We start from the raw sequence: 21,402 nt of genomic DNA, 5'->3' as shown, positions 1-21,402 counted from the left end.
CCACGCACCGCTCGCATGTCCGACAATCCGACCCCTGAATCGAACGAACCGGTCCGCCCCAAATCGGCTGAAAGCGCGGCTGACCGCAATGCGTCTGCGCCCGGCTGGGAGCGCGAGGCGCTCGAGCGTATCGCGCTGGCGGCGATCCACGAGCAGCGCGCGGCGCGGCGCTGGAGAATATTCTTCCGCTTCGCCTTCCTCGCGGTGCTGCTGGTGATTGCATGGAGCGTGCTGGACCTTTCCGGCGCGCGCGTCGAGGGCGACAGCCGCCACACGGCGCTCGTGTCGCTCGACGGCGAGATCGCCGCCGATACGAGCGCGAACGCCGAAGACATCAACAGCGCGCTCGACAGCGCCTTCGACGACGACGGCACGGCCGGCGTGATCCTGCACATCGACAGCCCCGGGGGCAGCCCCGTGCAGGCGGGCATCATCAACGACGAAATTTTGCGGCTGCGCAAGAAGTACCCGGCGATCCCGCTCTACGTCGTGGTGGGCGACATGTGCGCGTCGGGCGGCTACTACGTTGCCGCTGCCGCCGACAAGATCTACGTGAACAAGGCGAGCATCGTGGGTTCGATCGGCGTGCTGATGGACGGCTTCGGGTTCACGGGTCTCATGGACAAGCTCGGGATCCAGCGCCGCCTGCATACTTCGGGTGAGAACAAGGGCTTTTTCGACCCGTTCTCGCCGGAGACGCCGCAGATGGACGCCCACGCCCAGGACATGCTCGATCAGATCCACCAGCAGTTCATCGACGCCGTGAAGACCGGCCGCGGCAAGCGTCTGCACGATACGCCCGACCTTTTCTCGGGCCTTTTCTGGACGGGCGAGAAGAGCGTGGAACTGGGTCTGGCAGACGGCTTTGGCGACACCGACTACGTGGCGCGCGAGGTCATCAAGGCGCCCGATATCGTCGATTACACGGTCAAGCAGAGCCTCACCGACCGCGTCGCGAAGCGTTTCGGCACGGCAGTGGGCTCGGCCGCGATGCACGCGCTGATCGCGAGCGGCCAGGTCGCTGTCCACTAGAACCGCGGCTTTTGCGATGAACGGCCATCCGTGCCTCGTGCGCGGGTGGCCGTTGCGCTTTGGGGTAGCGACTTCGCGTTGTGTCGCGTTGCCCCGGTCGCGTCAGGCGGCGAGGAGCAGAAAGATGGCCGGCCGCTTGTGCAGATCGGGTGCGGGCTTTTTCTTCCAGTCGGCCACTGTTCGGCTCACGATCGTTTCCGTCGGCAGCGTGAGGTCGACGGCGACGCACACGAGCGTCGAGGGTGCGCAGCTCGCGAGTAGCGCATCGAGCATCGTCCGGTTGCGGTAGGGCGTTTCGATGAAGATCTGCGTTTGCTTCGCCTTGCGCGAGTGCTGTTCCAGCTCGCGCACCTTCTTCGCGCGTTCGTTCGCATCGACGGGCAGGTAGCCGTGGAACGCGAAGCTCTGGCCGTTCAGGCCCGAGGCCATCAGCGCAAGCAGGATTGAGCTGGGCCCCACGAGCGGCACGACCTTGATGCCGCGCTCGTGTGCCCGCCGCACGAGCAGTGCGCCGGGGTCCGCCACGGCGGGCACGCCCGCCTCCGAGACGAGACCTGTGTCGATCCCCGCGAGGAGCGGCGCGAGCAGCTTGTCGATCTCGGCGGGCGGCGTGTTGACGTTCAGTTCGCGAATCTCGATTTCCTGGATCGGGCGCGTCGTGCCGACCCGCTTGAGGAAAGCGCGCGTCGTCTTGGCGTTTTCGCCGATATAGCTCGCGAGCGTACCCGCGCGCTCGCGCACCGGAGCAGGCAGGACGGCCGCGAGCGCGGCCTCGTCGCCGTCGCCGAGCGTGTTCGGAATCAGATAGAGCGTACCGGTCATCGGGCCTCCAGCAGCGGGTAGCCCGCCGTGAGCAGCATGCGCGTGAGCGCGATGAGCGGCAGGCCGATCAGCGCAGTGGGGTCGTCGGATTCGATCGCCTCGAGCAGCGCAATGCCGAGGCCCTCGGACTTCGCGCTGCCTGCGCAGTCGTAGGGCTGTTCGGCGCGCAGATAGGCGTCGAGCGCCGCATCGGAGAGCGGCCGGAAGCGCACCTTCGTCACGACATCGACCGTATCCGTTTGGCCAGTAGCGGTGTCGAGCAGGCTGAGCGCGCTATGGAAAAGCACCTCGCGGCCCCGCATCGACTGCAACTGGGCCAGCGCGCGCTCATGAGTGCCGGGCTTGCCGATCTGCTTGCCGTCGAAGGTTGCCACCTGGTCGGAGCCGATCACGAGCGTGCGGCCGGCCGTGGCGGGCAGCGCGCTCGCCACGGCGCGGGCTTTGGCTTGCGCGAGTCGCAGCGCCGTGGCTTCCGGCGTTTCGCCGGCGTGCGGCGTTTCGTCGACGGCGGGCACCGCGGTGTCGAACGGAATGCGCAGCCGCTCCAGCAGTTCGCGGCGGTAGCGTGAGCTGGACGCGAGAATCAGCGCGGGGCGGCTCGGGGAGGGGGCGGCGCCTCGGTCCGTAGGGGATAAGTCCTGCATGTTCGGTTGATCGTAGAAAGAGGGGCGGATAGAGAGGGTGCTAGAAGGGAAAACTCTGCCCGCACAGGCACTTGCGTGCAAGCCGTTAAGTGTTTGACTCCAAAAGATAAAGGCGTTATGATTTTGGGCTTTTCATCGGTGCGCGCGTTTCGCACGCCTCTTTTTCTTGCCCCTTCGTGGGGTGGGCTGTGGCGGAATGGCCGGCGGCAAAGCGCTGCAGGGCTTGCACGCCTCGCGAGCCAGTCAGGCTTAAAAGAGGCGCAGTTCGCAAGCGCGGCTTGCCAGGCGCTGCGACACGCGCGAGACTGGCGCGTAGGCAACGACGCAGGAGCGCACAATGACCGAACTCACTGGCAAGCCCGCAGGCGCCATCGCTTCGCTTAACCCACGCGATCTCGATCTCTTCGAATTCGCGCGCAGCGGCCGGGAAGCTGCAGGAGCCGTGCGTCTCTCGCAGCTGCCGCGCATGTTAAACGAAGTCGCGGCGGACGCGCCAGATCGCGACACAGTTTTTACGTGGCAGGCGGCAGGGTTCACCCAGGCGGAATTGCAGGATGACGGCACCGAAGGACCGCAACCGTATCTGCGGCTTGCGGTTCACGGTAGCGCATGGATTACGTGTCAGCGTTGCCTTGCTCCCTACGAGCAGGCATTCGACGCTGACCCGGTCTTCCGTATCGTCCAGACGGAAGAAGAGGCGGACGAGTTTCCGCTCGACGACGATGACGTCGATGTGATTGTGGGCTCGCGCCATTTCGATCTCGTCGACTTGATCGAAGAGGAGCTGTTGCTCTCGCTGCCGCTCGTGCCGAAGCACGAAATCTGTCCGGCGGTGCACGAAAGCCTCGCCTCGGGTGCCGACGGCGCGGAAGGCGTGGACTCCGTGGACGACGTGCCGGAGCAGGAAATCGAGACGCAAGAGCGCGTCAACCCGTTTGCGGCGCTCGAATCGCTCAAGAAGGACGGTCCCGGCAGCAAGCACTAACGCTGCTGCTGGTGGCGCGCAGTACATCGTAGTACCCATTCGTAGGCCCCCTCCGGGAGTCCTGCCAACCCCTTGGGTGGCGGCGGTCGGATCGGGTTGTGTTAGAATTCGCGAAATTCTCAGGAGTTATCATGGCAGTTCAACAAAACAAGAAGTCGCCGTCGAAGCGCGGCATGCACCGCTCGCACGATTTCCTCACGGGCGCTCCGCTGGCTGTCGAGCCGAGCACGGGTGAAGTGCATCTGCGTCACCACATCAGCCCGAACGGCTACTACCGCGGCAAGAAAGTCGTCAAGACCAAGAACGACTAATCGTTCCACTGTGCGGCGCCCGCTTGATCCGCAGGATCATCGAGCGGTGCTGTGCATGGCGATTCCGTTCGCTTGACAATTTTTCGGCTCGGCAAAAAAGGCGGCATTCAACTGCCGCTTTTTTGTGCCTGAAATCCGTCGCATTCCATGACTGTTACGCTCACGATAGATTGCATGGGAGGCGACCACGGACCGTCTGTGACGGTGCCTGCCGCAGTCAAATTCGTCCGCTCGCACCCCGACGCGCATCTGCTGCTCGTGGGCGTCGAGTCGGCGATCCGCGCCCAGTTGAAGAAGCTGAAGGCGCTGGATAACCCTGCGTTCACGGTCGTTCCCGCCACCGAGGTCGTCGAAATGGACGACCCGGTCGAAGTCGCGCTGCGCAAGAAGAAAGATTCGTCGATGCGCGTCGCGCTCAACCGCGTGAAGGACGGCGAGGCGCAGGCCTGCGTTTCGGCGGGCAACACCGGCGCGCTGATGGCCGTGTCGCGCTACGTGCTCAAGACGCTGCCCGGCATCGAACGTCCCGCGATCGCTTTTCCGATGCCGAACGTGACCACCGGCTATACGACGGTGCTCGACCTTGGCGCGAACGTCGATTGCGAACCGCAGCATCTGTTGCAGTTCGCCGAGATGGGACACGCGCTCGTCGCTGCGCTCGAAAACAAGGAGCGGCCAAGCATCGGCCTCCTGAACATCGGCGAAGAGATCATCAAGGGCAACGAGACCATCAAACGTGCGGGCGAACTGCTGCGCGCGAGCACGCTGAACTTCCGCGGCAACGTCGAAGGCAACGACATTTACAAGGGCACCGTCGACGTGATCGTCTGTGACGGTTTCGTTGGTAATGTCGCGCTCAAGACGTCGGAGGGCCTCGCCGACATGCTCACGAAGGGGCTCAGGGAAGAGTTCGGCCGTTCCTGGCTCACGAAGCTGGCCGCGCTCGTCGCGATGCCCGTGCTGCTGAGCTACAAGAAGCGGTTCGATCCCCGCAAGTACAACGGCGCGGCGCTGTTGGGACTCAAGAGCGTCGTCATCAAGAGCCACGGCTCCGCGGACGCCTACGCGTTTGAGTGGGCGATCAAACGCGGGTATGATGCCGTCAAAAATGGCGTGCTGGAGCGTCTCGCTCGCGCCATGGACGAGAACGCCGGTTCGCTCGAACAGGCGGCCGGCGGGTCCGGCGACAGCCAGCCCGGCGCTCAGGCCGCGGGCGAGATTCCGCCCGGCACCGCATCTTCCTCGAAGGCATAATGGCTCAATCGACTCTATATACCCGCGTGCTCGGCACGGGCAGCTATCTTCCGCCGGACCGCGTCACCAACCAGGAACTGGCTGAGCGTCTCGCCGCGAAGGGCGTCGAGACGAGCGACGAGTGGATCGTTGCCCGCACGGGCATCCACGCGCGCCACTTCGCCGCTTCCGACGTCACGACGAGCGATCTCGCGCTGGCCGCCTCGCAGCGCGCCATCGCCGCGGCCGACGTCGATCCGCAGTCGATCGACCTCATCATCGTCGCCACGTCCACGCCCGATTTCGTGTTCCCGAGCACGGCCTGCCTGCTGCAGAACAAGCTCGGCATCCGCAATCAGGGCGCCGCGTTCGATGTGCAGGCCGTGTGCGCGGGCTTTGCGTACGCGGTCTCGATCGCCGACAGCCTGATCCGCAGCGGCCAGCACCGCACGGCGCTCATCGTCGGCGCGGAAACCTTCTCGCGCATTCTCGACTTCAACGATCGCACCACCTGCGTGTTGTTCGGCGACGGCGCGGGTGCGATCGTGCTGCAGGCATCCTCGGAACCGGGCGTGCTGTCGAGCGCCCTCCACGCCGACGGCAGCTACGCGCACATCCTCTGCACGCCGGGCAACGTGAACGGCGGCGTGATTGCCGGCAACGCCTTCCTGTACATGGACGGCCAGGCCGTGTTCAAGCTTGCCGTGAACGTGCTGGAGAAGGTCGCGCTCGAGGCTCTCGACAAGGCGCAACTGAGCGCCAACCAGATCGACTGGCTGATTCCGCACCAGGCCAATATCCGCATCATGCAGGGCACCTGCCGCAAGCTCGGCTTGCCTGCCGAACGCATGGTGGTGACGGTGGGCGAGCACGGCAACACGTCGGCGGCGTCCATTCCGCTCGCACTCGATGTCGCGGTGCGCGACGGCCGCATCAAGCGCGGCCAGAACGTACTCATCGAAGGTGTCGGTGGCGGCTTCACGTGGGGCGCATCCGTCATCCGCTATTGATTTCGACCGGGCTACGCACGCCGCGCCATTCCTTGCGCGGCCGGCGGGCGCACGTTCGAGGCGGTAGGTCGCACGCCTCGCGCGCGCCAGGTCGCGGTGCGCCGCCCATCTGAACTGACCGAATTGGGGACGCTATGAAATTCGCATTTGTTTTTCCGGGCCAGGGCTCGCAGGCCGTCGGCATGCTCGATGTTTTTGCCGATAGCGCCGTTGTGCGCGAAACGCTGCAGGAAGCGTCGGACGCGCTGAATCAGGATCTTGGCAAGCTGATCGCAGAAGGTCCGGCCGACGAACTGAACCTCACCACCAATACGCAGCCGGTCATGCTGACCGCCGCCTGGGCCGTGTATCGCGCATGGCAGCAGGCGGGTGGTCCGGCGCCCGCCGTCGTCGCGGGTCACAGCCTCGGCGAATACACGGCGCTCGTCGCGGCCGGCGTGCTGGCTTTCCGCGATGCGGTGCCGCTCGTGCGTTTTCGCGCGCAGGCGATGCAAAGCGCCGTGCCGGTGGGCGAGGGCGGCATGGCCGCCGTGCTGGGCCTCGACGACGACACCGTGCGTGCCGCCTGCGCGGAAGCCGCTGCGGCTACGGGCGGCGTGGTCGAAGCCGTCAACTTCAACGCGCCGGCGCAGGTCGTGATCGCAGGCCATAAGGGCGCGGTCGAAAAGGCCTGCGAAGTCGCCAAGGCGAAGGGCGCGAAGCGCGCGCTGCCGCTGCCGGTCTCCGCGCCGTTCCACTCCTCGCTGCTCAAGCCGGCATCGGACCAGTTGCGTCACTATCTCGCGAACGTGAAGCTCAATGCGCCGTCGATCCCCGTCGTGAACAACGTCGACGTGGCGTTCGCAACCGATCCCGAAGCCATTCGCGAAGCGCTCGTGCGCCAGGCCGCCGGTCCGGTGCGCTGGGTGGAGTGCGTGCAGGCGATTGCCGCGCAGGGCGTCACGCATCTGATCGAATGCGGTCCGGGCAAGGTGCTGGCGGGCCTCACGAAGCGTATCGACGGCAACCTCGTGGGTGCGTCGGTGGCCGACCCGAAATCGCTCGAAGAAGCACTCGCGCTCGTCGCCGGCTAAGTCGTTAGCGGCTGAACGGCTTTCCGAGTCATCCCGGGTCACACTCGTAACGGATTCAAGAAATAGACAGATGGAAAAGACTCTCGACAACCAGACCGCCATCGTGACGGGCGCCTCGCGCGGCATCGGCCGGGCGATCGCGATCGAACTGGCGCGCCAGGGCGCCATGGTGATCGGCACCGCCACGAGCGAAGCGGGCGCGCAGGCCATCGGCGCGGCCTTCGAGGCGGAAGGCCTCAAGGGCCGCGGCGCCGTGCTCGACGTCAACGACGCAACGGCGGCCGAAGCGCTGATCGATGCGACGGTGAAGGAATTCGGCGGCCTTGCGGTTCTCGTCAACAACGCGGGCATTACGCAGGACAACCTTGCAATGCGCATGAAGGACGACGAGTGGGACGCCGTGATCGACACCAATCTGAAGTCGGTATTCCGCCTTTCCCGCGCCGTACTGCGTCCGATGATGAAGGCGCGTTCGGGCCGCATCATCAACATCACGTCGGTGGTCGGTTCGTCGGGCAACCCGGGCCAGGCCAACTACGCGGCGGCGAAGGCAGGCGTGGCCGGCATGACGCGCGCGCTCGCGCGCGAGATCGGCAGCCGCGGCATCACCGTGAACTGCGTCGCGCCGGGCTTCATCGACACGGACATGACGAAGGATCTGCCGGCTGAGCAGCAGGCCGCGCTCAAGCAGCAGATTCCGCTGGGCCGCCTTGGCAGCCCGGACGATATCGCGCATGCGGTCGTGTTCCTCGCGTCGCCGCAGGCGGGATACATCACCGGCACCACGCTGCATGTGAACGGTGGCATGTATATGTCTTAACCGGATTCGGGTACTATCCGCGCCTTGATATACCTGATGGGTGCGGTCGCAGACCCAGGCCATCCGGAACCTCGAGCGCCGCTTTTCTGCCAGTTCAAACCTGCTAAAATGCGCGCACTCGCATTCATGAGCTAACTTTTTTCCCTTGGAGGGGTAATGGACAACATCGAACAGCGCGTCAAGAAGATCGTCGCCGAGCAACTGGGCGTCGCGGAAGCCGAAATCAAGAACGAGGCTTCGTTCGTGAACGATCTGGGCGCCGACTCGCTCGACACCGTTGAACTGGTGATGGCCCTCGAAGACGAATTCGGCATGGAAATTCCCGATGAGGAAGCCGAGAAGATCACGACGGTCCAGCAGGCCATCGACTACGCTCGCGCGAACGTCAAGGCCTAAGGACATTCAGGCGCTATTTGTCCGCAGTTGTCTCGTAGGGGCCAGCGCCGCTGCGGCGCGAGCGGCCCGAGAGGACATACGCCAGTGAACCCGCACACGCCCGCACCTGCTGCAGGGCCATTGCCGGTCAACTAGCCACAGGGCTCACAGGAGCATTTCCTGTGGCCTCTGTGGCTTTTGCTTTTGTCATCTATGGAAAAGGGGTTATCGTGAGCCGCCGTCGAGTTGTTGTTACAGGCCTGGGGCTGATTTCGCCTGTTGGCAATAATGTTGCCGACGGCTGGGCCAATCTGGTCGCCGGCAAGTCCGGTATCGCCAACATCACGAAGTTCGACGCCACGAACTTCTCGACCCGCTTCGCCGGCGAAGTGAAGGGCTTCAACATCGAGGATTACATCCCGGCGAAAGAAGCGCGTCACATGGATACGTTCATCCATTACGGCATCGCCGCGGGCATGCAGGCGATGCAGGACAGCGGCTTCGAGATCACCGAAGAGAACGCGGAGCGCGTCGGCGTCGTGGTGGGTTCGGGCATCGGCGGCCTGCCGATGATCGAGATCACGCAGACCGAACTGCTCAACCGCGGCCCGCGCCGTATTTCGCCGTTTTTCGTGCCGGCCTCGATCATCAACATGATCTCCGGCCACCTTTCGATCAAGTACGGCCTCAAGGGCCCGAATCTGTCGATGGTCACGGCCTGCACGACCGGCCTGCACTGCATCGGCGAGGCCTCGCGCCTGATCGAGTACGGCGACGCCGACGTGATGATCGCGGGCGGCGCGGAATCGACCGTCTCGCCGCTCGGTATCGGCGGCTTCGCGGCGGCGCGTGCGCTCTCGCAGCGCAACGACGATCCGGCAACGGCGAGCCGTCCGTGGGACAAGGACCGCGACGGCTTCGTGCTGGGCGAGGGCGCGGGCGTGATGATCCTCGAAGAGTACGAGCACGCTAAGAAGCGTGGCGCGAAGATCTACGCGGAAGTCACCGGCTACGGCATGAGCGGCGATGCGTATCACATGACCGCGCCGCTCGAAGACGGTGACGGCGCGCGCCGCTGCATGCTGGCGGCGATGCGCAACGCGGGCGTGAACGCCAGCGAAGTGAACTGGCTGAGCGCGCACGGCACCTCGACGCCGCTCGGCGACCTCGCGGAAACGACTGCGATCAAGCGCGCGTTCGGCGACCACGCGAAGGACATCGTCGTGAATTCGACGAAGTCGATGACCGGGCACCTGCTCGGCGGCGCGGGCGGTCTGGAGTCGGTGTTCACGGTGCTCGCCGTGCACAACCAGATCTCGCCGCCGACGATCAACATCTTCAACCAGGATCCGGAATGCGACCTGGACTACTGCGCGAACACCGCGCGGGACATGAAGATCGACATCGCGCTGAAGAACTCGTTCGGCTTCGGCGGCACGAACGGCACGCTGGTCTTCAAGCGCCACGCTTGACGCGCACAGACCCTCAAGCGGCCGCGCCGGCAAGCCCGGACGGCCGCGATCCCGCCTTTCTTTCGCGGCGCGAAAGTGCGCCGCGAATTGTCTTGCGCCTTTCCCCCACGCTTTTTTGCGTTCTCGCAGCGGGTATCGCCGTGGCGACGGCGGCCGTCTGGACGGCGCTGGCTCCATGGTTCGGTCCCGCGCGCGCCGTGCCGCCCGCACTGGCGATTCTGGCTGCCTGTGGCTTGTCGGTCGCGGCCTGGCGCCGCAGACAGCCGGCGGCCCTTGAAATCGGGCCAGATTCGTTCGCGACGTATTCGAACGCCGGTGCCTGCCTGTTTCAGGGGCGCCTGACGGGCGCGTCGCAGTGGGGAAGCGCCTTGCTCGCGCTGTCGGTGCAGGACGCGGCGCGGCGTGCCACGGTGCTCGTCGCTGCCGACGCGGTCGGGCGTGCCGCCTTTCGTGAACTGGCGGTCCGCGCGCGCTGCGCGGCCGGCCGCTGAGCGCCTTCTTGCGCCGCGCCGGTCGCTGTAACGACTGTAACGGCTGTTACTCGCGTAACGTGACGGGGGGTGGGGGGCGCTACAATGGTGCCCCCGCGTCTACCATGAGCTAACGGATTTTTCAGGTGAGCGAAAAAGAAATCGACCAGGTGCTGGTCGAGCGCGTGCAAAAAGGCGACAAGGCCGCGTTCGAGCTTCTGGTCTCCAAATACCACCGCAAGATCATCCGGCTGATTTCGCGCCTCGTGCGGGATCCCGCCGAGGTCGAGGACGTGGCCCAGGACGCCTTCATCAAGGCGTACCGGGCGCTGCCGCAGTTTCGCGGCGAATCCGCTTTCTATACGTGGTTGTACCGGATTGCGGTCAATACGGCCAAGAATTACCTTGCGACCCAGGGAAGACGCGCTCCGACTTCCACCGAAGCGGATGCAGAAGAAGCGGAAACTTTCTCGGACGCCGATCAACTAAGGGATATCAACACGCCCGAGTCGATGTTGATGAGCAAGCAGATCGCAGAGACGGTCAACGCTGCCATGGCGGTTTTACCGGAAGAGCTGCGCACCGCCATTACTCTTCGGGAAATTGAAGGTTTGAGCTACGAGGAAATTGCTGAGATGATGGGGTGCCCGATCGGTACCGTCAGATCAAGAATTTTCCGCGCTCGCGAAGCCATTGCGGCAAAATTGCGTCCGCTGCTGGACACACCGGAAGGCAAGCGCTGGTAAGCCAGCCGCCTGCGGGGCACGGATGCGATTCACCGGGTTAGTGTCATAAAGGGTCTGTAAGGGAATGGGGAGCATCATGGGATCGGTCTCGATGCAGTCGGTGTCAAGCTCGCACGGCGAGCGTCTGTCCGCCTTTATCGACGGGGAACTCACCGTCGAAGAGCATCTGAGCGGTATCTTTTCTGAACTCGATCAGGAAGGCCGCGCCGCCTGGTCGGAGTATCACCTGATCGGCGACGTGCTGCGCTCGGACGATCTCGCGCTCAGCACGGCCGCGAGCCGGTCGTTCATGACGGGGTTCGCCGCGCGTTTCGAGGCCGAGCCGCACGTGCTCGCCCCTGCGGCGCTGCCGGCCGCACGCGAAGGCGCGAGCCGCGTCGGGCGTATTCTCGCGCTGCGTCACCGCGTCGTGCCCACGCTGGCCGTTGCCGCGGCCGCTGCCACTCTCACCTGGATCGTCGTGCCGCAGATGCGCGGTGCGGGTCTGGCGAGCGGCGGGGCACAGGTCGCGTCGGTCGGGTCGTCACAGGGCATGCAGCGCGTGGCGATGAATTCGGCGCCCGTGCAGACGGCTGCCGTGCAGGACGGCAACATCATTCGCGACGCGCGTCTGGACGAGTATCTGGAAGCTCACCAGCAGTTCGCGCAGCAACCGGCGATGGCGGATTCGATGCCGTTCGTCCGGGCTGCCCTCACCACGCAAGGCCAGTAAGTTTGATGCAGACATTGCGGTTCAATAAAACGACACTCTGGGGGCGGCTGCCGGCATTCCTGTGCTGTGTGGCCGTAATGCTGACCGCTCTGTCTGTGGCCAACCGGGCCGACGCGCAAGGCGCGCCGGCGGCCGATCTCACCACACCTCAGGGTGCGGCCCAATGGCTGGACCGCATCCAGCAGGCCGCCCAGCAGCAGAATTACGAAGGCACCTTTGTCTATCAACGCGGGGCCTTCGTACAGTCGTCGCATATCACGCACTACGCCACGAAGAACGACGGCGAGTACGAGCAGATCGAAAGCCTCGACGGCAAGCCGCGCAAGCTGCTGCGCCACAACGACGACGTTTATACCTTCGTGCCCGAGCGCAAGCTCTGCGTGGTCGAGAAGCGCCAGAACAAGGACGCCTTCCCGGCGCTCCTCAGCTCCAGTGGCGCTCAGGTCCTGATCGTCTACACGCCGAAGGCGCTCGGCGGCGATCGTGTCGCGGGCATCGACAGCCAGATCGTCGAACTCGATCCGAAGGACGGCTATCGTTTTGCCTACAAACTCTGGGCCGACGCGAAGACCGGACTGCTGCTGCGCGCGCAGACGCTCGATCCGTCGAACGGGCAAGTGCTCGAGCAGTTGTCGTTCACCCAGGTCCAGATCGGCGTGCCGTCGGACAAGGCTTCCATCGTCAACGGCATGAACACCGCCGGCTGGACCGTGGTGCATCCGCCGCTGGAGCCGGTGGACATGGAGGCGCAAGGCTGGAGTTTCGGCTCGCCCGTCCCCGGCTTCCACAAGATCCGCGAACTGCGCCGTCCGATGGCCGCGCGGGATTCGAACGACCCGCCCATCCCCGTGGATCAGGCCGTCTTCTCCGACGGTCTCGCCGCGATTTCCGTTTTCGTCGAGCCCGCCGAGAACAATAGCCGCAAGGAAGGCTCGGGCAGCAACGGGGCAACCCATGTGCTCGTGAAGCGCCGCGGCGATTACTGGATTACCGTGCTCGGCGAGGTGCCCCAGACCACGTTGCAGCAGTTCGCGTCTGCCATAGAATACAAGGCTCCCAGGTAAATCCTTCGGCTGACTACGATATGACGATTCTCCCGCTGCGCAAATTCTTCGCAGCCGCGGTGGTTGCGGCTTGCCTGCCGTTCGCGCCGCAGGTGGCGTCGGCGGCACCCGCTGCCAATCTGCCCGACTTCACCGATCTCGTCGACAAGGTCGGGCCTTCCGTCGTCAACATCCGCACGACCACGCGCGTGAGTTCCGCACAGCCTGGCTTGCCGCCGGGTATGGACAACGGCGACATGTCGGAGTTTTTCCGTCGCTTCTTCGGTATTCCGCTGCCGCAGAGTCCGCAGGGGCAGTCGCCTCACGGTAGCCAGGGCGGGCAGGGCAGCCAGGGTGGCCAGGGCGGCGATCAGGATGCGGCACCTCCCGACAGCGGCAGCGATAGCGAGCAGAACAGCGGCGTCGGCTCGGGCTTCATTCTGTCGAGCGACGGCTACGTGATGACGAACGCTCACGTCGTGGACGACGCGGACACCATTTACGTCACGCTCACGGACAAGCGCGAGTTCAAGGCAAAGCTCGTCGGCGTGGACGATCGCACCGATGTCGCCGTCGTGAAGATCCAGGCGAACAGCCTGCCGGCCGTGACTATCGGCGATTCGAACAAGCTGCGCGTCGGCGAATGGGTCGTCGCGATCGGCTCGCCGTTCGGACTCGAGAATACCGTGACGGCGGGCATCGTCAGCGCCAAGGGGCGCGACACGGGCGACTATCTGCCGTTCATCCAGACCGACGTCGCCGTGAACCCCGGCAACTCGGGCGGCCCGCTCATCAATATGCAGGGCGAAGTCATCGGCATCAACTCGCAGATCTATAGTCGCACCGGCGGGTTCATGGGCATTTCGTTCGCGATTCCGATCGACGAGGCGATGCGCGTGGCCGACCAGCTCGAAAAGACGGGCAAGGTCACGCGCGGCCGCATTGCGGTGGCGATTGGCGAAGTGACAAAGGACGTGGCCGATTCGCTCGGCCTGCCGAAGGCGCAGGGCGCGCTGGTGTCGAGCGTCGAGTCGGGCGGCCCGGCCGACAAGGCCGGCATCCAGCCGGGCGACATCATTCTGAAGTTCAACGGTCAGTCCGTGGATACGGCCACCGACCTGCCGCGCATGGTCGGCGACACGAAGCCCGGCACCAAAGCGACCGTGACGATATGGCGCAAGGGTCAAACACGCGACCTGCCGATCACGATTGCCGAAACGCAGGGCGACAAGACCGCGAAGGCCGACGAGAAGTCGGCGCCGCAGCCGAAGCCGCGGGCTGCGAACGCGCTCGGTCTCGCGGTGGTCGATATTCCGTCCGACCAGCTCGCGCAACTGAAGATCAAGGGCGGCGTGCAGGTCGATTCGGTCGATGGCCCGGCGGCCCGCGCCGGACTGCAGAAGGGCGACATCATTCTGCGCGTGGGCGACACCGACATCACGGGCGCGAAGCAGTTCGAGGAAGCCACCTCGCATCTCGATCCGCAAAAGATGGTGGCGGTGCTCGTGCGGCGCGGCGACAATACGCAGTTCGTGCCGCTTCGGCCGCGCAGTGCGGGGCAGAAGTGACCTTGCCGCGCGCGGTGGTGCCGCAGCTCGTGCTGTACGGCCGCGCGTGGTGCCATCTTTGCGAGGAAATGCGCGCGGCGGTCGAGCCGCTGGCCGCGGCAGCCGGGGCGCGGGTGGACGTGATCGACGTCGATTCCGACCCTGCGCTGCAGGCGCGCTACGACGAGCTCGTACCGGTTCTCGTATGCGACGGCGTGGAGCTTTGTCGCTATCGCCTTGACGAAACGCGCCTGCGCGAGGCGCTCGGGATGCGTGCCTGATACGCCGAAACCTGCCGTCGGCACCCCTTTTCGGCTAAAATAGTCCGGTTTTTCATCTGTTTACGAGGCGTGCCCAGCAATCGTTGGGGCGCGCCTTTTTCGCTTGATCGGCACTGAATGGATCATATTCGTAACTTCTCGATCATTGCGCACATCGACCATGGCAAGTCGACGCTCGCCGATCGCATCATCCAGCTTTGCGGCGGCTTGTCCGACCGCGAGATGGAAGCTCAGGTGCTCGACTCGATGGATCTCGAGCGCGAGCGCGGCATCACCATCAAGGCGCAGACTGCTGCGCTCTCGTACAAGGCACGTAGCGGCAAAATTTACAACCTGAACCTCATCGACACGCCGGGCCACGTCGACTTCTCCTACGAGGTGAGCCGTTCGCTCTCCGCGTGCGAGGGCGCGTTGCTTGTCGTCGACGCGAGCCAGGGCGTCGAGGCGCAGACGGTCGCCAACTGCTATACGGCCATCGAGCTCGGCGTGGAAGTCGTGCCGGTGCTCAACAAGATCGACCTGCCCGCGGCGAACCCCGAAAACGCGATCGAGGAAATCGAGGACGTGATCGGCATCGACGCGACCGACGCCACGCGCTGCAGCGCGAAGACCGGCCTCGGCGTGGAAGACGTGCTCGAAGCGTTGATCGCGAAGGTGCCGGCGCCGAAGGGCAATCCCGAAGCGCCGCTGCAGGCGCTCATCATCGACTCGTGGTTCGACAATTACGTCGGCGTGGTGATGCTCGTGCGCATCGTCAACGGCACGCTTCGCCCGAAGGACAAGATCAAGCTGATGGCGACCGGTGCGCAGTATCCGGTCGAGCACGTCGGCGTGTTCGCGCCGAAGTCGCGCAATCTGGACGAGCTCTCGGCCGGGCAGGTGGGCTTCATCATTGCCGGCATCAAGGAACTCGCCGCGACCAAGGTGGGTGACACTGTCACGCATGCCACGAAGCCGGCCGAAGAGCCGCTGCCGGGCTTCAAGGAAGTGAAGCCGCAGGTGTTCGCAGGTCTCTATCCGGTCGAGGCGAACCAGTACGACGCACTGCGCGAGTCGCTCGAAAAGCTCAAGCTCAACGACGCATCGCTGCAGTACGAGCCCGAAGTTTCGCAGGCGCTCGGCTTCGGTTTCCGCTGCGGCTTCCTCGGCCTCCTGCACATGGAAATCGTGCAGGAGCGGCTCGAGCGCGAGTTCGACATGGACCTCATCACCACGGCGCCGACCGTGGTGTATGAGGTCGTGCAGCAGGACGGCAGCACGATCAAGGTCGAGAACCCGGCGAAAATGCCGGAGCCCTCGAAGATCGCCGAAGTTCGCGAGCCGATCGTGACGGTGAACCTGTACATGCCGCAGGAATACGTGGGCTCGGTCATCACGCTCTGTACGCAGAAGCGCGGTAGCCAGATCAACATGCAGTACCACGGCCGCCAGGTCCAGCTCACATACGAGATCCCGATGGCGGAAATCGTGCTCGACTTCTTCGACCGCCTGAAGTCGGTGTCGCGCGGTTATGCGTCCATGGACTACGAGTTCAAGGAGTACCGCACCTCGGACGTGGTGAAGGTCGACATGCTGATCAACGGCGACAAGGTCGATGCGCTGTCCATCATCGTCCACCGTTCGCAGTCGCAGTACCGCGGCCGTGAAGTGGCGGCGAAGATGCGCGAGATCATTCCGCGCCAGATGTACGACGTGGCGATCCAGGCGGCCATCGGCGCGCACATCATCGCCCGCGAGAACATCAAGGCGCTGCGCAAGAACGTGCTGGCCAAGTGTTACGGCGGCGACATCACGCGCAAGAAGAAGCTGCTCGAAAAGCAGAAGGAAGGCAAAAAGCGGATGAAGCAGGTGGGCTCCGTGGAAATTCCGCAGGAAGCCTTCCTTGCGATCCTGCGCGTCGAAGACAAATAAGACGCATCACGTTGAATAACGGATAACTACATGAATTTTGCGCTGATCCTTTTTGTGCTCGTGGTTTTGACGGGCATTGCATGGGTTGCTGACAAACTGGTTTTCGTGCCGCGCCGGCGCCTCGCCGCCGATGCGGCGGTCGCGGAGTTCGATCGCCAGCAGGCGCGCGTTGGCGAGCGCTTCGCCGACGAAAATGCGGCCGTCACGCGTCAGAACCTGCGCAACGAGAAACTGCGTCAACCGTGGTGGCTCGAGTACACGGCGAGCTTCTTTCCCGTGATCCTGATCGTGTTTCTCGTGCGCTCGTTCGTCGTGGAGCCGTTCAAGATTCCGTCGGGCTCGATGGTGCCCACGCTTCTCGTGGGCGACTTCATCCTCGTGAACAAGTACGACTACGGTATCCGCCTGCCGATCACGAATACGAAGATCACGCAGGGCCGTCCGCTCGAGCGCGGCGACGTGGTCGTGTTCCGCTACCCGATGGACGAGTCGGTCGACTACATCAAGCGCGTGATCGGCCTGCCGGGCGACGTGGTCGCATATCAGGACAAGCAGCTCACGATCAACGGCAAGCCCGTGCCCGAGACGGCGCAGCCCGACTACTTCGACGAAGAGCGCATCGGCTATGCGAAGCAGTTCACCGAAGACCTCGACGGCCGCAAGAACAACATCCTGAACAACCCCGCGGTGCCGCCGTTCATTATCGGCGCGGAAGACTATCCGTATCGCGACAACTGCCAGTACAACGCGCGCGGCGTGATCTGCAAGGTGCCGCCGGACCACTACTTCATGATGGGCGATAACCGCGACAACAGCGCCGACAGCCGCTATTGGGGCTTCGTGCCCGACGCGAACGTCGTCGGCCGCGCGTTCTTCATCTGGATGAACTTCAGCAGCCTGAAGCGCATCGGTCCGTTCGAGTGACGACCCTGTCATCGAGACGCGCGAAGTCTTCGCGCGCCACTTGAAGAAACCGCGCTAACCTCGCAACATCCACGCTTTTTCGCCGGCCGCCCCGGGTTTTCGCCGGGACGGGCGGGCGCGTTATACTCTGTCCATGCCCCTATCTCCGCTGGAAAGCCGGTTGCGCTATGAATTTCGCAATGCGGAATTGTTGCGCCAGGCTTTAACCCACCGTAGTCACAGTGCCACGCATAACGAACGCCTCGAGTTTCTCGGCGATTCGGTCCTGAATTGCGCGGTGGCGGCCCTATTGTTCCAACGCTTTGGCAAGCTGGACGAAGGCGACCTTTCGCGCGTGCGCGCGAACCTGGTCAAACAGCAGTCGCTCTACGAAATTGCTCAGGCCCTCAATATTGCGGACGGCCTGCGCCTGGGCGAAGGCGAGTTGCGCAGCGGCGGTTTTCGCCGCCCGTCGATTCTCGCGGACGCGCTGGAAGCCATTTTCGGGGCGATTTTCCTCGATGGCGGTTTCGACGCCGCGCAGACCGTCATCAAGCGTCTTTATGTACCGATCCTCGATCACATCGACCCGCGCACGCTAGGCAAGGATTCGAAGACGCTGCTGCAGGAATATCTCCAGGGCCGCAAGATCGCACTGCCTACCTACACGGTTATCGCGACGCATGGTGCGGCGCACAATCAGCAGTTCGAAGTCGAGTGCACGGTGCCGAAGCTGGACGTGAAGGTGTCCGGTTCGGGCGCGAGCCGTCGCGCCGCCGAACAAGCCGCGGCCAAGAAGGCGCTGGACGAGGTCATGGCGGCGGCGCCGGCGCTGGCCGCAAGGCCGCGCCGCTCGAAGGGCGCGCGCGCCGCACGCGCGGAGCCCGAGGTGGTGCCGGGCGTGACGGGCGTGCAGGGCGCGCTCGATCTGCGTACGCCGGAGCGCCGCGAGCGTGCCCAGCGCAGCGAGCGCCAGCCCGCGCCGGCCGAGGCAATCGATCGTGTTCCGCCGCCGCAGGCGGCGCCTGTCGCCGTCATTCGCGCGGCGCACGTGCAGGAACGTCCGGGCGAGAAGGAGAAGGGCGGCCCGCGTACCGCCGAGCGCGCCGAAACCGGTCCGCAGGCCGCCGAGTCGCGGCCCGCGGCTCGCGGTCGCGATGCCGCCGAAGCGCCACTGCCTGGCCATTCCGCCCATCCGGCCGCAACCGCGGCCGAGGACCATGCTGTCGCGCTGCCCGTGCGCGCGGCCGATGCCGGCCACTGATCCCAACCCGTGCGCGCCTCGCGCGCGGTCGCTGCACTCAACGCTTTTTTGTCCGGTCCGATCATGAACGCTCCCATTTCCACTCCTGCCGGTTTTCGTTGCGGCATGGTCGCGATCGTCGGCCGGCCGAACGTCGGCAAATCGACGCTGATGAATGCCCTGGTCGGCCAGAAGATCAGCATCACGTCGCGCAAGGCGCAGACCACGCGCCATCGCATTACGGGCATCAACACGATCGACGACGCGCAATACGTTTTCGTCGACACGCCCGGCTTTCAGACGCGCCACAGCACAGCGCTCAATCGCTCGTTGAACCGCGCCGTGACGTCGACGCTGAGTTCCGTCGACGCGGTGCTCTTCGTGATCGAAGCGGGCAAGTTCGGTCCCGACGACCAGAAGGTGCTCGATCTGATTCCGCCGAACGCGCCGACTATCCTGATCGCGAACAAGATCGACCGCGTGAGCGACAAGGCCACGCTCTATCCGTTCATCCAGGAAGTGCAGAAATTGCGCGAATTCCGCGAGATCGTGCCGCTTTCGGCGAAGAACCAGGACGACATCAAGCACCTGCTCGAAACGCTCAAGCCGTATCTGCCCGTAGGCGAGCCGATCTACGGCGAAGACGATCTCACCGACCGCAGCGAGCGTTTCCTCGCGGCCGAGATCCTGCGCGAGAAGGTGTTCCGCTGGACCGGCGACGAGTTGCCTTACACGAGCACCGTGCTGATCGACAAATTCGAGCAGGAAGGCCGGCTGCGCCGCATCTTCGCGACGATTCTCGTCGAGCGCGACACCCAGAAGGCGATGGTGATCGGCCAGAAGGGCGCGAAGCTCAAGCAGATCAGCACCGAGGCGCGGCTCGACATGGAGAAACTGTTCGACGGTCCCGTTTATCTCGAAACCTTCGTGAAGGTGAAGAGCGGCTGGGCCGACAACGAAGCCGGGCTGCGCGCCTATGGGTATGAATGACGGCGAGGCCGTAAGCATTCACGACGACTGGGAAGCGGTCGACGCTTCGCGCGACGACGCGGACGTCCCGGCCGCGCCGCTGGCCGAGCCCAAACCGGCCGCGGCTGATTCGTCCGCGCCTGGACCGTCGGCGCCGCGCCGCAAGCGCGCCGCCAAAGCGCGGCCGGCGGCCCGGAGCGACGACGGCGAAGGCGAGTCCGCGCGCCGTGTGTCGGCGCCGCGTGCGCCGCGCGGCGTGTCGTCGGATTTCCGCGTCGCCGAGCAGCCGGCCTTCGTGCTGCATAGCTACCCGTACCGCGAAACCAGCCTCATCATCGACGTCCTCTCGCGCGACCACGGCCGCATCGCGCTTGTCGCGAAGGGCGCGAAGCGTCCGCACTCGGCGCTGCGCGGCGTGCTGCAGACGTTCCAGCCGCTCACGCTCTCGTGGACCGGCAAGGGCGAAGTCCGCACGCTCACCGGCGCCGAATGGGTGGGCGGCATGTTGCCGCTCACCGGCGATGCGCTTCTGTGCGGCTTCTACGTGAACGAACTGCTCGTGAAGTTCTGCGCGCGCGAAGACCCGCATCCCAGCCTGTTTCGCCATTATGTCGTGACGCTCACGCGCCTCGCGCACGACGAGCCGCCGGTGCAGGTTCTGCGCTCTTTCGAGCGCGTGCTGCTGCGCGAGACCGGCTATGCGCTGGCGCTGAACCGCACGGTGAACCGGAAGACCGTCGTGGCGGAAGGCCGCTACGTGTTCGACCCCGAGCGCGGCGTGCGCGAGGCGTCGGACGAATGGCCGGCGCAGTGGCCGGTGCTGGCGGGACAGACGTTGCTCGACATGGAGCAGGACGATTACCATCGTCCCCAGACCGTCGCGCAGAGCAAGGCGCTGATGCGTTTCCTGCTGAATACTTACCTTGGCGGCACGCCGCTCGCGACGCGCCAGATCCTGATCGACCTGCAGAATCTATGAGCTTCTTTCTCACCTCTCCCAACGTGATCGATCTCGGTGTGAACATCGACCACGTCGCGACGCTGCGCAACGCGCGCGGCACCGCCTACCCCGATCCGATCCGCGCGGCGCTGCTCGCCGAAGACGCGGGCGCCGACGTCATCACGCTGCATCTGCGCGAAGACCGCCGCCATATCGTCGATGCCGACGTGCGCGGGCTGCGCCCGCTGCTGAAGACGCGCATGAACCTCGAATGCGCCGTGACGGCCGAGATGCTCGACATTGCCTGCGACATCAAGCCTCAGGATGTCTGCCTCGTGCCCGAAAAGCGCCAGGAACTGACGACCGAGGGCGGTCTCGACGTCGCCGGCCATTTCGATGCCGTGAGCGGCGCGTGCCGGCAACTGGCGGACGCGGGCATCCGCGTCTCGCTCTTCATCGACCCGGACGAGACGCAGATCCGCGCGGCGCACGAGACCGGCGCGCCCGTGATCGAGCTGCATACCGGCCGCTATGCCGAAGCCCATGACGCCAGCGAGCAGGAGCGCGAGTACGAGCGCGTGGTGGTCGGCGTGAACTGCGGCATCGGTCTTGGTCTCAAGGTCAATGCGGGCCACGGGCTGCATTACACGAACGTGCAGCAGATTGCCGCCATCGACGGCATCGACGAACTGAACATCGGTCACGCGATCGTGGCGCACGCCGTCTTCGCGGGCTGGGAAAATGCCGTTCGCGAGATGAAGGCGATCATGGTCGCGGCGCGTCTCGGCGCGCGCGCGTAATCCGGCGCGACGGTCATGCCACAACGGCCGCGCCACGGCGCGCAGCCGCACTTCGACGAG

General features: G+C 64.9%; 23 protein-coding genes. 21 read left to right on the top strand and 2 right to left on the bottom strand.

The features are described from left to right. Positions 1-15 precede the first annotated feature (15 nt). Positions 16-1,032, top strand: a complete 1,017-nt coding sequence (locus V8683_RS09775; RefSeq protein ID WP_411189002.1) for a S49 family peptidase — start codon at positions 16-18, stop codon at positions 1,030-1,032. A 102-nt stretch (positions 1,033-1,134) separates the two neighbouring features. Here V8683_RS09775 and V8683_RS09770 read toward each other — a convergent pair whose 3' ends face one another. Next, positions 1,135-1,854, bottom strand: coding sequence for an SAM-dependent methyltransferase (locus V8683_RS09770; protein WP_411189003.1), 720 nt, complete (start codon positions 1,852-1,854; stop codon positions 1,135-1,137). After that, positions 1,851-2,498 carry a Maf-like protein gene (locus V8683_RS09765; RefSeq protein WP_411189004.1) on the bottom strand — a complete coding sequence of 216 codons (648 nt, stop codon included), beginning with the start codon at positions 2,496-2,498 and terminating at the stop codon, positions 1,851-1,853. Before V8683_RS09765 ends, V8683_RS09770 begins: the two co-directional genes overlap by 4 nt. A gap of 337 nt (positions 2,499-2,835) precedes the next feature. On the opposite strand from V8683_RS09765, the gene V8683_RS09760 reads away from it, so the two are divergent. The 20 genes from V8683_RS09760 (at position 2,836) to pdxJ (ending at position 21,342) form a co-directional block, all read left to right on the top strand. Beyond that, positions 2,836-3,483 (top strand): DUF177 domain-containing protein, encoded by a 648-nt coding sequence (locus V8683_RS09760; protein ID WP_411189005.1) that lies wholly within the window; start codon positions 2,836-2,838, stop codon positions 3,481-3,483. A 131-nt stretch (positions 3,484-3,614) separates the two neighbouring features. Further along, positions 3,615-3,794, top strand: a complete 180-nt coding sequence (gene rpmF, locus V8683_RS09755; protein ID WP_018441573.1) for a 50S ribosomal protein L32 — start codon at positions 3,615-3,617, stop codon at positions 3,792-3,794. A gap of 147 nt (positions 3,795-3,941) precedes the next feature. After that, positions 3,942-5,048, top strand: coding sequence for a phosphate acyltransferase PlsX (gene plsX, locus V8683_RS09750; protein WP_411189006.1), 1,107 nt, complete (start codon positions 3,942-3,944; stop codon positions 5,046-5,048). Then, entirely contained in the window at positions 5,048-6,037 is a 990-nt protein-coding gene (locus V8683_RS09745; RefSeq protein WP_411189007.1) for a beta-ketoacyl-ACP synthase III, read from the top strand. Before plsX ends, V8683_RS09745 begins: the two co-directional genes overlap by 1 nt. Before the next feature lie 134 nt (positions 6,038-6,171). Further along, positions 6,172-7,110: an ACP S-malonyltransferase gene (gene fabD, locus V8683_RS09740; protein WP_411189008.1), complete on the top strand. Its 939-nt coding sequence runs from the start codon at positions 6,172-6,174 to the stop codon at positions 7,108-7,110. 70 nt (positions 7,111-7,180) lie between these two features. Continuing rightward, positions 7,181-7,930, top strand: a complete 750-nt coding sequence (gene fabG, locus V8683_RS09735) for a 3-oxoacyl-ACP reductase FabG (protein ID WP_411189009.1) — start codon at positions 7,181-7,183, stop codon at positions 7,928-7,930. A 156-nt stretch (positions 7,931-8,086) separates the two neighbouring features. Beyond that, complete coding sequence (acpP, locus tag V8683_RS09730; protein ID WP_004197638.1) at positions 8,087-8,326, top strand: acyl carrier protein; 240 nt, start codon at positions 8,087-8,089, stop codon at positions 8,324-8,326. A gap of 209 nt (positions 8,327-8,535) precedes the next feature. Next, complete coding sequence (fabF, locus tag V8683_RS09725; protein ID WP_411189010.1) at positions 8,536-9,777, top strand: beta-ketoacyl-ACP synthase II; 1,242 nt, start codon at positions 8,536-8,538, stop codon at positions 9,775-9,777. Positions 9,778-9,917: 140 nt separating this feature from the next. Next, positions 9,918-10,268: a hypothetical protein gene (locus tag V8683_RS09720; protein ID WP_411189011.1), complete on the top strand. Its 351-nt coding sequence runs from the start codon at positions 9,918-9,920 to the stop codon at positions 10,266-10,268. 125 nt (positions 10,269-10,393) lie between these two features. Further along, positions 10,394-10,993: an RNA polymerase sigma factor RpoE gene (gene rpoE / locus V8683_RS09715; protein ID WP_028215987.1), complete on the top strand. Its 600-nt coding sequence runs from the start codon at positions 10,394-10,396 to the stop codon at positions 10,991-10,993. A 76-nt stretch (positions 10,994-11,069) separates the two neighbouring features. Continuing rightward, complete coding sequence (locus V8683_RS09710) at positions 11,070-11,705, top strand: sigma-E factor negative regulatory protein (protein ID WP_411189012.1); 636 nt, start codon at positions 11,070-11,072, stop codon at positions 11,703-11,705. A 5-nt stretch (positions 11,706-11,710) separates the two neighbouring features. After that, positions 11,711-12,769, top strand: a complete 1,059-nt coding sequence (locus V8683_RS09705) for a MucB/RseB C-terminal domain-containing protein (RefSeq protein ID WP_411189013.1) — start codon at positions 11,711-11,713, stop codon at positions 12,767-12,769. Positions 12,770-12,789: 20 nt separating this feature from the next. Further along, the gene (locus V8683_RS09700; protein ID WP_411189014.1) at positions 12,790-14,316 is read left to right on the top strand and encodes a DegQ family serine endoprotease; all 1,527 of its coding nucleotides are present in this window, start codon (positions 12,790-12,792) and stop codon (positions 14,314-14,316) included. Next, the gene (locus V8683_RS09695; protein ID WP_411189015.1) at positions 14,313-14,576 is read left to right on the top strand and encodes a glutaredoxin family protein; all 264 of its coding nucleotides are present in this window, start codon (positions 14,313-14,315) and stop codon (positions 14,574-14,576) included. Before V8683_RS09700 ends, V8683_RS09695 begins: the two co-directional genes overlap by 4 nt. 117 nt (positions 14,577-14,693) lie before the next feature. Beyond that, on the top strand, positions 14,694-16,487 hold the full coding sequence (gene lepA / locus V8683_RS09690; RefSeq protein WP_411189016.1) for a translation elongation factor 4: 1,794 nt from the start codon (positions 14,694-14,696) through the stop codon (positions 16,485-16,487). A gap of 30 nt (positions 16,488-16,517) precedes the next feature. Next, positions 16,518-17,411 (top strand): signal peptidase I, encoded by an 894-nt coding sequence (lepB, locus tag V8683_RS09685; protein ID WP_411189017.1) that lies wholly within the window; start codon positions 16,518-16,520, stop codon positions 17,409-17,411. 133 nt (positions 17,412-17,544) lie between these two features. Beyond that, a complete protein-coding gene (gene rnc / locus V8683_RS09680; protein ID WP_411189018.1) occupies positions 17,545-18,654 on the top strand; it encodes a ribonuclease III in 1,110 nt (369 codons plus the stop codon). Between the two features lie 63 nt (positions 18,655-18,717). Further along, on the top strand, positions 18,718-19,623 hold the full coding sequence (gene era / locus V8683_RS09675; protein WP_411189019.1) for a GTPase Era: 906 nt from the start codon (positions 18,718-18,720) through the stop codon (positions 19,621-19,623). After that, positions 19,610-20,581, top strand: coding sequence for a DNA repair protein RecO (gene recO, locus V8683_RS09670; RefSeq protein WP_411189020.1), 972 nt, complete (start codon positions 19,610-19,612; stop codon positions 20,579-20,581). The genes era and recO overlap by 14 nt, the downstream gene beginning before the upstream one ends. Beyond that, positions 20,578-21,342, top strand: a complete 765-nt coding sequence (pdxJ, locus tag V8683_RS09665) for a pyridoxine 5'-phosphate synthase (protein WP_411189021.1) — start codon at positions 20,578-20,580, stop codon at positions 21,340-21,342. The genes recO and pdxJ overlap by 4 nt, the downstream gene beginning before the upstream one ends. The last annotated feature ends 60 nt before the right edge of the window (positions 21,343-21,402 follow it).

The organism is Paraburkholderia sp. AV2, from assembly GCF_054968425.1.
This window is presented reverse-complemented; position numbering and strand designations above follow the sequence as displayed.